The 13,878-nt window shown below is 42.5% G+C and carries 10 protein-coding genes; 9 read left to right on the plus strand and 1 reads right to left on the minus strand.

Annotated features, from left to right (window positions below):
* The first annotated feature begins 245 nt into the window (after positions 1–245).
* Positions 246–734: a hypothetical protein gene (locus AC0VYT_RS03780; protein WP_005015747.1), complete on the plus strand. Its 489-nt coding sequence runs from the start codon at positions 246–248 to the stop codon at positions 732–734.
* 51 nt (positions 735–785) lie between these two features.
* On the opposite strand, the gene gltA is transcribed toward AC0VYT_RS03780, so the two are convergent.
* Positions 786–2,063 carry a citrate synthase gene (gltA, locus tag AC0VYT_RS03785; RefSeq protein ID WP_005015746.1) on the minus strand — a complete coding sequence of 426 codons (1,278 nt, stop codon included), beginning with the start codon at positions 2,061–2,063 and terminating at the stop codon, positions 786–788.
* A 1,011-nt stretch (positions 2,064–3,074) separates the two neighbouring features.
* Between gltA and sdhC the strand changes: the two genes are divergently transcribed.
* The 8 genes from sdhC to sucC all read left to right on the plus strand — a co-directional run bounded on the left by sdhC (position 3,075) and on the right by sucC (position 13,869).
* Positions 3,075–3,473: a succinate dehydrogenase, cytochrome b556 subunit gene (gene sdhC, locus AC0VYT_RS03790; RefSeq protein ID WP_005404293.1), complete on the plus strand. Its 399-nt coding sequence runs from the start codon at positions 3,075–3,077 to the stop codon at positions 3,471–3,473.
* Complete coding sequence (gene sdhD, locus AC0VYT_RS03795) at positions 3,473–3,838, plus strand: succinate dehydrogenase, hydrophobic membrane anchor protein (protein WP_005015742.1); 366 nt, start codon at positions 3,473–3,475, stop codon at positions 3,836–3,838. Before sdhC ends, sdhD begins: the two co-directional genes overlap by 1 nt.
* 12 nt (positions 3,839–3,850) lie before the next feature.
* Entirely contained in the window at positions 3,851–5,686 is a 1,836-nt protein-coding gene (gene sdhA, locus AC0VYT_RS03800; RefSeq protein ID WP_005015740.1) for a succinate dehydrogenase flavoprotein subunit, read from the plus strand.
* 14 nt (positions 5,687–5,700) lie between these two features.
* On the plus strand, positions 5,701–6,411 hold the full coding sequence (locus tag AC0VYT_RS03805) for a succinate dehydrogenase iron-sulfur subunit (protein WP_005015737.1): 711 nt from the start codon (positions 5,701–5,703) through the stop codon (positions 6,409–6,411).
* Between the two features lie 563 nt (positions 6,412–6,974).
* Positions 6,975–9,815 carry a 2-oxoglutarate dehydrogenase E1 component gene (locus AC0VYT_RS03810; RefSeq protein ID WP_005015736.1) on the plus strand — a complete coding sequence of 947 codons (2,841 nt, stop codon included), beginning with the start codon at positions 6,975–6,977 and terminating at the stop codon, positions 9,813–9,815.
* Positions 9,815–11,038 carry a 2-oxoglutarate dehydrogenase complex dihydrolipoyllysine-residue succinyltransferase gene (odhB, locus tag AC0VYT_RS03815; protein WP_005015734.1) on the plus strand — a complete coding sequence of 408 codons (1,224 nt, stop codon included), beginning with the start codon at positions 9,815–9,817 and terminating at the stop codon, positions 11,036–11,038. The genes AC0VYT_RS03810 and odhB overlap by 1 nt, the downstream gene beginning before the upstream one ends.
* A gap of 61 nt (positions 11,039–11,099) precedes the next feature.
* Positions 11,100–12,533, plus strand: a complete 1,434-nt coding sequence (gene lpdA / locus AC0VYT_RS03820) for a dihydrolipoyl dehydrogenase (protein WP_005015732.1) — start codon at positions 11,100–11,102, stop codon at positions 12,531–12,533.
* A gap of 169 nt (positions 12,534–12,702) precedes the next feature.
* Complete coding sequence (gene sucC, locus AC0VYT_RS03825; protein WP_005015729.1) at positions 12,703–13,869, plus strand: ADP-forming succinate--CoA ligase subunit beta; 1,167 nt, start codon at positions 12,703–12,705, stop codon at positions 13,867–13,869.
* The last annotated feature ends 9 nt before the right edge of the window (positions 13,870–13,878 follow it).

A 13,878-nucleotide genomic window follows, 5' to 3' on the forward strand; every position in this document is an offset into this window, starting at 1 on the left:
ACACCTAATCCTATTTCTATAGGGTATAAAATACACAACATGTTGATTTAGAAGTTATAATTTTCCAACTTCGTGTACACATATTAAAAACAATTAAATAAATAAAATTTAATAGGTTGATATAACACACTTGTCTGCTATACAACGAAAAAAGAACAAGATTTTGCCGTATTGTAGTCGAAAAAAATACATATTCTAGTATTTAAATATGTACTTATAAAATATCTTATTTCAGGCAAAGGTTTATGGCACTTTTTTTACAGCATGTAGCTAAACGTTTAACGAATATATTTATTATTAAAAGACGCTTGCTTACTCCGGGAGAGCGTGAATTAGCCTATTCTGTATTTCACTCCAGTTTGAAACTTGATCATATTGAAATCATTGCTCATCACGCGATTTTAAAAAACTATGCAATGAGCCCAAATGGTCATATCTATTTTAACATTCAGGACTGGCGCGAAGATTTTTCTATGGCTCCATTGTCCATACAGTCCTGGCTGATCCATGAACTTACTCACGTTTGGCAATACCAGCAGGGAATGAACGTGATCCGTAATGCCGTATTTAACCGTCGTTATCAATACATACTGCAACAAGGAAAGCAGTTTTTTGAATATGGTATAGAGCAGCAGGCACAGATGGTACAGGATTATTTTTTAAGGCGAGTCAAAGGGCAGGAGTGTTCGGCTTATGAAGCCTGTATCCCTTTTTTAAATAAACAGATAGCATAAAAAAAGCCACCCTAAGGTGGCTTCCTGAAGTCTAATTCATGTTGAGATGAATTAACGACCTTCGATGTCGCGTTGAGTTTCGCCAGTATAAAGCTGACGAGGGCGACCGATTTTGTATGGACCAGAATGCATTTCTAACCAGTGGCTGATCCAGCCTACGGTACGTGCAAGTGCAAAGATCACAGTAAACATTTCAGTCGGGATGCCAATCGCTTTAAGGATGATACCTGAGTAGAAATCTACGTTAGGGTATAGGTTACGTTTAATGAAGTATTCATCAGACAGGGCAATACGTTCAAGTTCCATAGCCAAAGCGAGCTGTGGATCATTGATGCCAAGTGCGCCCAGTACTTCGTCACAAGTTTCTTTCATGACTTTAGCACGTGGATCGAAGTTTTTATAAACTCGATGACCGAAGCCCATGAGTTTAACTTCTTTAGTTTTCACTTTCTCCATGAAGTCAGCAACGTTTTCTACCGAGCCGATTTCATCAAGCATCTTAAGAACAGCTTCGTTTGCGCCACCATGAGCTGGTCCCCAGAGCGCAGAGATACCAGCAGCGATACATGCATACGGGTTAGCGCCAGTAGAACCTGCCAGACGTACTGTAGACGTTGAAGCATTTTGTTCATGATCTGCATGCAGCGTGAAGATACGGTCCATTGCTTTTGCAAGGATCGGATCAACTTTATAATCACGGTCAGCTGGAGTCGCAAACATCATGTGAAGGAAGTTTTCAGCATAGCTCAGATCGTTACGTGGGTAAACGAAAGGCTGTCCGATGGTGTACTTGTAGCTCCACGCAGCAAGTGTAGGAATCTTGGAGATCAAGCGGATCGCAGTGATTTCACGGTGATCAACATTTTCAATATCCAGATTGTTGTGATAGAACGCAGACAGCGCACCAACCACACCTACCATAATGGCCATCGGGTGTGCATCACGGCGGAAACCATTATAAAAACGGCTTACCTGATCATGAACCATAGTGTGGTTACGAACTTTTGCATCGAACTCTGCTTTTTGTTCAGGAGTTGGCAGTTCACCATTTAGAAGCAGGTAGCAAGTTTCAAGATAGTCAGCTTTAGTTGCCAGCTGATCAATCGGGTAGCCGCGGTGCAAAAGAATGCCTTTATTACCATCGATGAACGTGATCTTAGATTCACAAGAAGCTGTCGCCATGAAACCAGGATCAAAAGTAAAGTGACCTGAGGCCAACACATCTTTAACGTCGATTACATCTGGGCCCAATGTGCCGCTGTAAATTGGTAATTCAATTTCTTTGCCATCAAGCTTAAGAACGGCTTTTTTGCCAGTTGCTTCAGACATTCAATAGATCTCCTGTCCTGGTGGATATTTTATCTGATTCGTTACTAATCTTTTAATGCGAACCAGACGGATCAAAAATTGCTACTAAGATTAGTGAGTACTGAAATTTTGTCAATTATACTTATGGATAAAAAATGACGTGCCCACATGGGTTTAGTCATTATAATCAAGTAAGGAAAGTATGAATAAAATCACAGCACCAGCTGGCTATAATAAGTCAAATTACAGGGCAGGTGCAGAAAAAAATAGGATGGTTGCCGTAAATGTAAGCAAATTTTTATCCTTAAAATGTATTTTATTTCCTTCTTAAGAGAAACATGATTGTGAAAAAAGATGATGAAACCTTTAACTTATTTAGTTTAGTGAGATTTAAAAGACTTTTATGGGTCATAGAAAAAACAAATAAATACTTTCGAAAAAAACGTTTGATTGTATAAAAAATGACTCATAAATTAATCTAAAATCGTTTATAAAATAGTCATTTTAGATTTTATAATCGATTGAGCTTATCCATTTCTAAACAAAGAAAGGCATTTAAAAAGTTTAAATTATGACTGTTTAAGCCATAAATAATGGAGTCACTAAACGTGTAGTTTGCTTTTATCAATTGTTCTAAGAGCATTTCAGCCTATAATTACTTTAAAAGCACATAAGGTTTAATAAAAATATTAATTAATATAAGTATTTGCTTTTATTCATCTTTAGTCTAAAACATTTGTTTTATCTTTTTATATTTTCCGATCAGGTTAAATTGTATATTAATTTAAATGAATGAGTGACTTAGCTTGAATTTTTCTGCTCTGTGGTAAGCTATAATTACTTATTTTATTGTTAATGATTCTTATTTAATGAGATTTTTATAGAAAAGCGCCAGTTGATTGTTTGTATTTTGACAGACCACGTTTTATAATTCGATGTCGTTTATAAGTCTTAGGCATTTGCTTGCCTGACAATGCCAGCTTTCCTTCGAATTAATTCCAACAAACTCCAGCTGGAGTTTTTACCTACAGGATGCCCGCTGTGAAAAGCAACAGACCTGTCAATTTGTCCATGGGTCAGGTGTTAGCAGTAAACTTACGCTCACCCGTGGCTATTGCATCAATTTTGCACCGTATTTCCGGTGTGATCGTATTCTTACTCGTTCCAGTTCTTTTATGGCTCTTAGATAAGTCATTATCTTCACCGGAAGGTTTTGCTCAAGTTCAGGAAATCTTTAGCGGTTTCTTCGTACGTTTTATCGTATGGGTATTTGTAGCTGGTTTGATTTATCACTTCTTCACTGGTCTTAAGCACTTGCTTGCTGATATCGGTGTGGGTGAAGGCCTGCAAAGTGGTCGTACTGCAGCTACAATTTCATTGGCTCTGTCTGTGATTGGTATCATCGCAGCCTTTGTATGGATTATGTTCTGATGAAAAGTGCTACAGGATTAACAGGTTCGGGTTCTCGCGACTGGTACATTCAGCGTATTAGTGCTGTGGTACTGGCAGCTTATACTGTTGTGGTTTTAGGATGGATCCTACTAAATGGCGGATTCACTTACGAGCAATGGTCTGGCTTTATGATGACAGTGCCAATGAAAATATTTTCATTGTTGGCGATCTTATCACTTATCGGACACGCATGGATTGGCATGTGGCAGGTGTTTACAGATTATGTAACTACCCGTCAGATGGGACCTTCAGCTAATGGTTTACGCCTTGTGCTTACGTCTGCAGTCATTATTGCTGTGTTTGTGTACGCAATCTGGGGTATCCAGATTTTCTGGGCGAATTGATAGGAAGATATCATGGGCGCGATAACCCCTAAAGAAGATTATTCAAATATTCAAAACCTCACTTTCGATGCAGTCATTGTAGGTGGTGGTGGTTCAGGTATGCGTGCTTCTTACCAGCTTGCTCAAGCAGGTTTGCGAGTTGCAGTACTGACCAAAGTATTCCCGACCCGTTCCCATACAGTTGCAGCGCAAGGTGGTATCGGCGCATCACTGGGTAACATGCAGGACGATAACTGGCATTACCATTTTTATGACACTGTAAAAGGTTCAGACTGGTTGGGTGACCAGGATGCAATCGAGTTCATGTGCCGTGAAGCACCGAAAGTTGTTTATGAACTTGAACACTTAGGTATGCCTTTTGACCGTAACGCAGATGGTACAATTTATCAGCGTCCATTTGGTGGTCACTCTGCAAACTATGGTGAAAAGCCAGTTCCACGTGCCTGTGCAGCAGCTGACCGTACTGGTCACGCACTTTTGCATACGCTATATCAAAGCAATGTGAAAATGGGAACTCAGTTCTTCGTTGAATGGATCGCTCTTGACTTGATCCGTAATGAAGAAGGCGAGGTACTGGGCGTAACAGCAATTGACCAGGAAACAGGTAATATTGCTGTGTTCCAGGCAAAAGCAACACTGTTTGCTACAGGTGGTGCTGGTCGTGTTTACCGTGCATCTACTAATGCCTATATTAATACAGGTGATGGTCTGGGTATGGCTGCTCGTGCTGGTATTCCGTTACAGGATATGGAATTCTGGCAATTCCACCCGACAGGTGTTGCGGGCGCAGGTGTATTGCTGACTGAAGGTTGTCGTGGTGAAGGTGCAATCCTTCGTAATAAAGACGGCGAACCATTCATGGAACGTTATGCACCGACTTTAAAAGACTTGGCACCACGTGACTTTGTATCACGCTCTATGGACCAGGAAATTAAAGAAGGCCGTGGCTGTGGTCCAAAGGGTGATTATATCTTGCTTGATATGACTCACTTGGGTGCGGATACAATCATGAAGCGTTTGCCGTCTGTATTCGAGATTGGTAAAAAATTCGCAAACGTTGATATTACTAAAGAGCCGATTCCGGTGGTACCCACTATCCATTACCAGATGGGCGGTATCCCAACTAATATGCATGGCCAAGTTGTACTGCCTGAACCAGGTACAGACAACTACACCAAGCCAGTAAAAGGTTTCTATGCTATTGGGGAATGTTCTTGCGTATCTGTACATGGTGCAAACCGTCTAGGTACAAATTCATTGCTTGACCTGGTGGTATTTGGTAAGGCTGCGGGCGAACATATTATTGATTACGTGACTAAACATCACGGTGATGAATATGCTCCGCTGCCAACTAATGTTTTACAGCAGACCGTAGCCCGTATACGCAAGCTGGACGAATCTACTGCTGGTGAAAATGCACAAGAAGTAGCTGATGCGATTCGTGATATTGTTCAGGATCATGCAGGTGTATTCCGTACTCAAGCCTTGCTTGATGAGGGTGTTAAGCAGATTCTTGCGATTGAACCACGCGTTCGTAATATTCACTTGAAAGACAAATCTAAAGTATTTAACACTGCGCGTATTGAAGCTCTGGAAGTTGAAAACTTGTATGAGGTAGCAAAAGCCACCTTAATTTCAGCAGCTGCGCGTAAAGAATGTCGTGGTGCTCATACTGTGGTTGATTACGAGTTACCAGCAGATCACCCGACCTATTCATATGGTCGTCGTGATGATGAGTGGATGAAACACACTCTGTGGTACTCGGTAGATAACCGTTTGGAATATAAGCCAGTGCGTTTCAACCCGCTGACTGTTGATCCAATTCCACCAGCACCGCGTACATTCTGATCAGGAGTATAAAGATGAGTAGAGGTACTCGTACATTTCACATCTACCGCTATGATCCTGATAAGGATAAAGCGCCGTACATGCAAACTTTCAAGCTTGAGCTGACTGATAAGCACCGTATGTTGCTTGATGCTCTGCTGGCGTTAAAAGTACAGGACGAAAGTCTGACTTTCCGCCGCTCTTGCCGTGAAGGTATTTGTGGTTCGGATGGTGTAAATATCAATGGTAAAAATGGTTTGGCTTGTCTTGAAAACTTGAATGACCTGCCAAATGAAATTACTATTCGTCCATTACCGGGTCTGCCAGTAATCAAAGATCTGGTTGTTGATATGAACCAGTTCTACGAGCAGTATAACAAGATCCAGCCATTCCTGATTAATAATCAGCCTGCACCGCCAAAAGAGCGTTTGCAGACTCCGGAAGAGCGTGATCATCTGAACGGTCTGTATGAATGTATTTTATGTGCATGCTGTTCTACTGCATGCCCATCATTCTGGTGGAATCCTGATAAATTCCTGGGACCGTCAGCATTGCTAAATGCTTATCGTTTTATTATTGACTCGCGTGACACAGCGACTCAAGACCGTCTGGCACGTATGGATGACCCGTTCAGTCTTTTCCGCTGTAAAGGTATTATGAACTGCGTATCTGTTTGCCCTAAAGGTTTGAATCCGACTAAGGCAATTGGTCATATCCGTAATATGCTACTTGATCAAGCCGGTTAATTAATCCCTAAAAAAGAGCGTACATCATAGGTGTGCGCTCTTTTTGTTCATTTGTGTAAAAGACAGGGGACTTTATTTGTAATTCACTCTATTTTTTATATAAAGCACCGTATGTTAAAGCATAAAATTTTTAATGTATTTAGCCAATTTATAGGAGGTATGTGTCAAAAAAATCAATCCAATCTGGAGTTCATGTTACGATATAACACACAGTTATATTTGAAAAAAATGATCATTTTATTGTTTATTTATTAAGCAGATCGAGGGTGGTTGATTAAAATTTTACTAAAAGTTGCTTTAGAAAAGCTAATTCGCCGATTTATCTTTTCTAAGACGATTTTGCAAAAAAATTGCTCGGTATTGCCGAGTATATAAATGAATGATGATGCAGGTAAGAGCGTTATGATTCATAACACACACCGGTCAATTCTGGTGTGATTATAGCGCCCGTGGTCTGAGTACCGAGTGGGTATTAATGTCATTTTACCAATTTGGCATTATCAAGCATGGGTATGCTTAACAAGCAACCTGTAATGTTTTTGCAATAGGAAATGGGTCCACAAATGCAAGAAGTTGCTGACGCATTGCGTCTTGACACTGAACTTTCCGCTGATAGTGCAGCGTATATTGAAGAGCTTTACGAGCAGTACCTGACTTCTCCGACCTCAGTAGGTGAGGATTGGCGCCAGTATTTTGATAAATTCCCTAAAGGTGATCAGCCTCACAGCAATGTACGTGAGCAATTCCTGTTATTAGGACGTAATGGTAGCCGTGGACAACCAGTTGCGCAAAGTGCAGTAAGCTCTGAACATGAACGTCGTCAGATTGGGGTGTTGCAATTAATTGCAGCTTACCGTAACCGTGGGCACCAGAAAGCCAAATTGGATCCGTTGGGCTTGGCAAAACGTGAAGATGTTCCTGATCTTGACCTGTCTGCACATGGCTTGACCAAATCTGATCTGGATACTGTATTCAATACAGGTAATCTGGCAATTGGCAAGACTGAAGCTACCCTTGGTGAAATGATTGAAGCAATGGAGGCGACTTATTGCGGCTCAATCGGTGCCGAGTATATGCACATTGTTGATACCAAGGAAAAGCGCTGGATTCAGCAACGTCTTGAAGGTGTACGCGGTAAATATGATTTTACTGCTGACCAGAAAAAATTATTTCTTGAGCGTTTAACTGCAGCTGAAGGCCTAGAAAAATTTCTGGGTAATAAATATGTAGGCGCTAAACGCTTTGGTGTGGAAGGTGGTGAATCTTTCATTCCTATGGTCAATGAACTGATCCAGCGTGCCGGCTCAGTAGGCTGTAAAGAAGTTGTGATTGGCATGCCGCACCGTGGCCGTTTAAACCTCCTGGTCAATATTATGGGTAAAAACCCAGCTGACCTGTTTGGTGAGTTTGAAGGCAAAATGCTGAATAAGAAAGGTTCTGGTGACGTTAAATATCACCAAGGCTTTTCTTCAAACGTAATGACTCCAGGTGGTGAAGTACACCTTGCCTTGGCATTTAACCCATCCCATCTTGAAATTGTTGGACCTGTAGTTGAAGGTTCAGTGCGCGCGCGTCAAGTGCGTCGTAAAGATATTGGTGGTGACGATGTATTGCCATTAATTGTACATGGTGATGCTGCATTTGCAGGTCAGGGCGTGAATATGGAAACTTTCCAGATGTCACAGACCCGTGGTTATACTGTAGGTGGTACGGTTCATATCATTGTGAACAATCAGGTTGGTTTTACAACTTCTGACCCGCGTGATGCGCGTTCAACTGAATACAGTACTGACGTTGCCAAAATGATTCAGGCACCTATCTTCCATGTGAATGGTGATGACCCTGAGGCAGTAATTTTTGCTACTCAATTGGCGCATGATTTCCGCCATACTTTCCGTAAAGATGTAGTAATTGACCTGTTCTGTTATCGTCGTCGTGGCCATAATGAGGCGGACGAGCCAGCAGCAACTCAGCCAATCATGTATCAGGTTATCAGCAAGAAACCGACAACCCGTACTTTATACGCAGACAAACTTGTTCAGGAAAATGTTCTGGACCGTGCTGCTGCTGACAAGATGGTTGAAGATTATCGTGCTGATCTTGAAGCAGGTAATCATGTTGCCAGTGCACTGGTTCTTGAGCCAAATACCAAAATGTTTGTGGACTGGGCTCCATATCTTGGCCATGACTATACCGATGACTGGGATACCTCATTTGACTTGACTCGCCTGAAACAGTTGGGCGAAGGCATGCGTAAACTTCCTGAAGGTTTTGTAATGCAGCGTCAGGTTCAAAAAGTAATTGATGACCGCCTGAAAATGCAAACTGGTGAAATGCCATTAAACTGGGGTGCTGCTGAAACTCTGGCTTATGCAACATTGCTAGACGAAGGCTATCTGGTACGTATTACCGGTGAAGATGTAGGTCGTGGTACCTTCTCACATCGTCATGCCAAACTTCATAACCAGACAGATGGTTCCACTTACATTCCGCTTTGCCATGTAAAAGAAAACCAGCCACGTTTTGCATTATATGATTCGTTGCTGTCTGAAGAGGCTGTACTTGCTTTTGAATATGGTTATGCAACTACTATTCCGCACGGCCTAATTATTTGGGAAGCACAGTTTGGTGACTTCGCAAACTGCGCCCAAGTCGTGATTGACCAGTTTATTGCTTCTGGTGAAACTAAATGGGAACGTGTATGTGGTCTGACCATGTTACTTCCACATGGTTACGAAGGACAGGGCCCTGAGCACTCATCTGCTCGTCTTGAGCGTTTCTTGCAGCTATGTGCAGAAGACAACATGCAGGTGATTACTCCAACAACGCCTGCACAGATTTTCCATGCGCTGCGTCGTCAGGCAGTACGCCCGATCCGTAAACCAATGATCGTTATGTCTCCTAAGTCGCTGCTTCGTCATAAACTGGCAACTTCGACTCTGGAAGAGCTAGCAACGACTTCATTCCAGACAGTGATTGATGAGATCGATACACTTAACAAGGCCGATGTTACCCGTCTGGTGCTCTGTGGTGGCAAAGTCTACTATGATCTGCTTGAAAAACGTCGTGAGCAGGAACTGAACAATACTGCAATCGTTCGTATTGAACAGTTGTATCCATACCCAGAAAAACGCCTTGCTGAAGTTCTTGCCTCTTATCCAAACGTGAAAGAACTCGTGTGGTGTCAGGAAGAGCCGAAAAACCAAGGGGCCTGGTTATTTATTGCGCCACGTTTGTATGACGACGTAATGAAAACAGGTAAGCAAGTCCGTATTAGTTACGCAGGACGTGAAGCATCTGCAGCACCTGCATGTGGCTCACCTTATTTGCACGCAAAACAACAAGCTCAGCTTATCAATAATGCTCTAGCAATCGAAGCTGAACAATCAGGAGATTCTAAATAATGGCAACCGAAATTAAAGCCCCGGTATTCCCAGAGTCAGTTGCTGACGGCACGATCGCAACTTGGCACAAGAAAGTCGGTGAAGCTGTTTCACGTGATGAAGTTATCTGTGATATCGAAACTGACAAAGTTGTTCTAGAAGTGGTTGCCCCTGCAGACGGTGCTCTGGTTGCTATTGTTAAAGATGAAGGCGACACAGTTCTTTCTGATGAAGTAATTGCACAGTTTGAAGCAGGTGCTGGAGCTACAGCAGAGCCAGCTCAAACAGCAGTAACTTCTGATGGAAATGTGGAAAATGCATCTGCTAATACAGAAGCTGGTCCAGCTCCTGTAGTTGAGCGCAGCCAGCCTGTACAGGATCAGGCACCTGCTGTACGTAAAGCTTTGACTGAAACAGGTATTAACGCTTCTGATGTTTCTGGTACAGGCCGTGGTGGTCGTATTACTAAAGAAGACGTAGCAAACCATCAGTCTAAACCAGCTGCTGCAGCTCAGCCTCAAGCGCTTAGCGTAGCTGTAGGTGAGCGTATTGAAAAACGTGTTCCGATGACACGTCTGCGTAAACGTGTTGCTGAGCGCCTGCTTGCAGCAACACAAGAAACAGCAATGTTGACTACGTTTAATGAAGTTAACATGAAGCCAATCATGGATATGCGTAACCAGTATAAAGATGCGTTTGAAAAACGTCATGGTGCGCGTCTGGGCTTTATGTCTTTCTTTGTGAAAGCAGCAACTGAAGCGTTAAAACGCTATCCGGCAGTCAATGCTTCAATTGATGGCGACGATATCGTATATCACGGTTTTTATGATATTGGCGTAGCAGTTTCTTCTGATCGCGGTCTTGTAGTACCTGTACTGCGTGATACTGATCGTATGAACTACGCTGAAGTTGAAAACGGTATTCGTGCATATGCTGGCAAAGCGCGTGAAGGTAAACTTGCAATTGAAGATATGACTGGTGGTACTTTCACAATTACCAACGGTGGTACTTTTGGTTCGCTACTTTCTACTCCGATTTTGAATACGCCACAAACTGCGATTCTGGGTATGCATAAAATCCAAGAGCGTCCTATGGCTGTAAACGGACAGGTGGAAATTCTGCCAATGATGTATTTGGCATTATCTTACGATCACCGTTTAATCGATGGTAAAGAAGCAGTAGGCTTCCTTGTGACAATCAAAGAATTGTTAGAAGAGCCAGCTAAACTTATCCTTGATCTTTAATATTTACCAGCAAAATAAACCAGGATAAAGTCTCCCTTTATCCTGGTACTTGGAGATAAATATGTCTCAACAGTTTGATCTTGTTGTGATCGGTGGTGGCCCAGGCGGTTATGAAGCAGCAATTCGTGCTGCACAGCTGGGCTTCAAAGTTGCTTGTATTGAAAAACGTATTCATAAAGGTAAACCATCCTTGGGTGGGACCTGTCTAAACGTTGGCTGTATCCCATCTAAAGCATTGCTTGACTCTTCTCATCGTTATGAAGATACCGTTCATCATTTGGGTGATCATGGTATTACAACAGCTGAAGTGAAATTTGACCTTGAAAAGATGCTTGCTCGTAAAGACAAAGTGGTAGAGCAACTGACCGGTGGTGTAGCTCAGCTACTTAAAGGTAATGCGATTGAGTGGTTGCAAGGTACAGGTAAACTGCTGGCAGGTAAAAAAGTTGAGTTTGTACCATTTGAAGGTGAGACTCAGGTTCTAGAACCTAAATATGTAATTCTGGCATCTGGTTCTGTACCAGTAAATATTCCTGTTGCTCCTGTAGATCAAGATCTGATTGTAGATTCTACCGGTGCACTTGAATTCCCTGAAGTTCCTCAGCGTTTAGGGGTAATCGGTGCAGGTGTAATTGGTCTTGAGCTAGGTTCAGTATGGCGTCGTCTGGGTTCAGAAGTTGTTGTATTTGAAGCTATGGATGCATTCTTACCAATGGCCGATAAAGCACTGGCTAAAGAATTCCAGAAAATCCTGACTAAGCAGGGTTTGGACATCCGTATTGGTGCGAAAGTTTCTGGTACTGAGATCAATGGTCGGGAAGTAACTGTTAAATACAGCCAAGGCGGTGAAGAAAAAGAACAGACTTTTGATAAGCTGATTGTGTGTGTAGGCCGTAAAGCTTATGCAGAAGGTCTGTTAGCTGAAGACTCAGGTATAAAACTGACAGAACGTGGTCTGGTAGAAGTAAATGATCATTGCGCAACTTCTGTTGAAGGTGTTTATGCGATTGGTGATTTGGTTCGTGGTCCAATGCTTGCACATAAGGCAATGGAAGAAGGCGTAATGGCTGTTGAGCGTATCCATGGCCACGCTGCGCAAGTAAATTATGACACTATCATCAGTGTAATCTATACCCATCCGGAAGCAGCATGGGTCGGTTTAACTGAAGAGCAGGCAAAAGAAAAAGGCCACGACGTTAAAACTGGCCAATTCCCGTTTGCTGTGAATGGTCGTGCACTTGCTGCAGGTGAAGGCGCAGGTTTTGTAAAATTTGTTGCTGATGCTAAAACTGACCGTCTACTGGGTATGCACGTAGTAGGTCCGGCTGCCTCTGACATCGTTCATCAGGGTATGATTGCCCTTGAATTTGTATCAAGTGTTGAAGACTTGCAGTTAATGACTTTTGGTCATCCAACTTTCTCTGAAGTTGTGCATGAAGCAGCTCTTGCAGTCGATGGACGTGCAATTCACGCAATTCAGCGTAAACGTAAATAAGATTAAAGAAAGAGCGGTTCAAGAGCCGCTCTTTTTTGCTTCATGGGTTGCAATGATTGGAACAACCCTCTAAATATAAAGACAAGATTAAATAATTGCTAATGTGTACCGTGATGGAAGGGTACATAGAAGTATGGATAAGAAAGTAGAACTAGTAAAAGGTAAGTAAATGAATTTACATGAGTATCAAGCCAAAGCGCTATTAAAAAAATATGGTATGCCTGTTCAGGAAGGTATTTTAGCAACCAATGCTGATGAAGCTGTTGCTGCCTTTGAACAGCTTGGTGGAAAGTTTGCAGTCATTAAGGCCCAGGTGCATGCAGGTGGCCGTGGTAAGGCCGGTGGTGTACAGGTTGTTAAGTCAAAAGAAGAAGCCGCAGATTATACCAGTCGTATTATTGGTACACGCCTAGTCACCTACCAGACAGATGCCAATGGCCAGCCAGTCAATAGCGTACTGGTCTGTGAAGACGTTTATCCTGTGGAGCGTGAATTATACTTGGGTGCTGTGGTTGACCGCTCTACTCGTCGCATTACCTTTATGGCATCCACCGAAGGTGGTGTTGAAATTGAAAAAGTTGCAGAAGAAACACCTGAAAAAATTATTAAAGTTACAGTAGACCCTCTGGTCGGCCTGCAACCATTTCAGGCACGGGAGGTAGCCTTTGCACTGGGTTTGAAAGATGGCCAGATTAATCAGTTTGTTAAGCTGATGACAGGGGCTTACCATGCTTTTGTAGAAAATGATTTTGCCCTGTTTGAAATTAACCCGCTGTCTGTGCGTGAAAATGGTGACATTCTTTGTGTAGATGCCAAAGTGGGCATTGATTCCAATGCACTGTATCGCTTACCAGAGGTCTCTGCGCTACGTGATAAGTCTCAGGAAAATGAACGCGAGCTTAAAGCTTCTGAATTTGACCTGAACTATGTAGCCTTGGAAGGCAATATCGGCTGTATGGTAAATGGTGCCGGTCTTGCTATGGCAACCATGGACATCATCAAATTATATGGTGGACAACCAGCCAACTTTCTAGATGTAGGTGGTGGTGCAACGAAAGAGCGGGTGATTGAAGCATTTAAAATTATCCTTGCTGACAGCTCTGTTCAGGCAGTATTAATCAATATTTTTGGTGGTATTGTACGCTGTGACATGATTGCAGAAGCAATTATTGCTGCGGTTCAGGAAGTGAACGTAACTATTCCTGTAGTCGTACGACTTGAAGGTAACAATGCCGAGCTTGGCGCCAAGTTACTGGATGAATCCGGCCTAACACTTATTTCTGCTCAGGGTCTAGCTGATGCTGCAGAAAAAGTTGTTGCAGCAGTAAAAGCATAAGGAGTATCA

It is taken from the genome of Acinetobacter sp. QJM3NY_42 (assembly GCF_056173745.1).

Bases quoted from the DNA above. Each gene is read 5' to 3' on its own strand.
- gltA (WP_005015746.1), bottom strand. From the start codon at position 2,063: ATGTCTGAAGCAACTGGCAAAAAAGCCGTTCTTAAGCTTGATGGCAAA.
- AC0VYT_RS03810 (WP_005015736.1), top strand. From the start codon at position 6,975: ATGCAAGAAGTTGCTGACGCATTGCGTCTTGACACTGAACTTTCCGCT.
- sdhD (WP_005015742.1), top strand. From the start codon at position 3,473: ATGAAAAGTGCTACAGGATTAACAGGTTCGGGTTCTCGCGACTGGTAC.
- odhB (WP_005015734.1), top strand. From the start codon at position 9,815: ATGGCAACCGAAATTAAAGCCCCGGTATTCCCAGAGTCAGTTGCTGAC.
- AC0VYT_RS03780 (WP_005015747.1), top strand. From the start codon at position 246: ATGGCACTTTTTTTACAGCATGTAGCTAAACGTTTAACGAATATATTT.
- sdhA (WP_005015740.1), top strand. From the start codon at position 3,851: ATGGGCGCGATAACCCCTAAAGAAGATTATTCAAATATTCAAAACCTC.
- AC0VYT_RS03805 (WP_005015737.1), top strand. From the start codon at position 5,701: ATGAGTAGAGGTACTCGTACATTTCACATCTACCGCTATGATCCTGAT.
- lpdA (WP_005015732.1), top strand. From the start codon at position 11,100: ATGTCTCAACAGTTTGATCTTGTTGTGATCGGTGGTGGCCCAGGCGGT.
- sdhC (WP_005404293.1), top strand. From the start codon at position 3,075: ATGCCCGCTGTGAAAAGCAACAGACCTGTCAATTTGTCCATGGGTCAG.
- sucC (WP_005015729.1), top strand. From the start codon at position 12,703: ATGAATTTACATGAGTATCAAGCCAAAGCGCTATTAAAAAAATATGGT.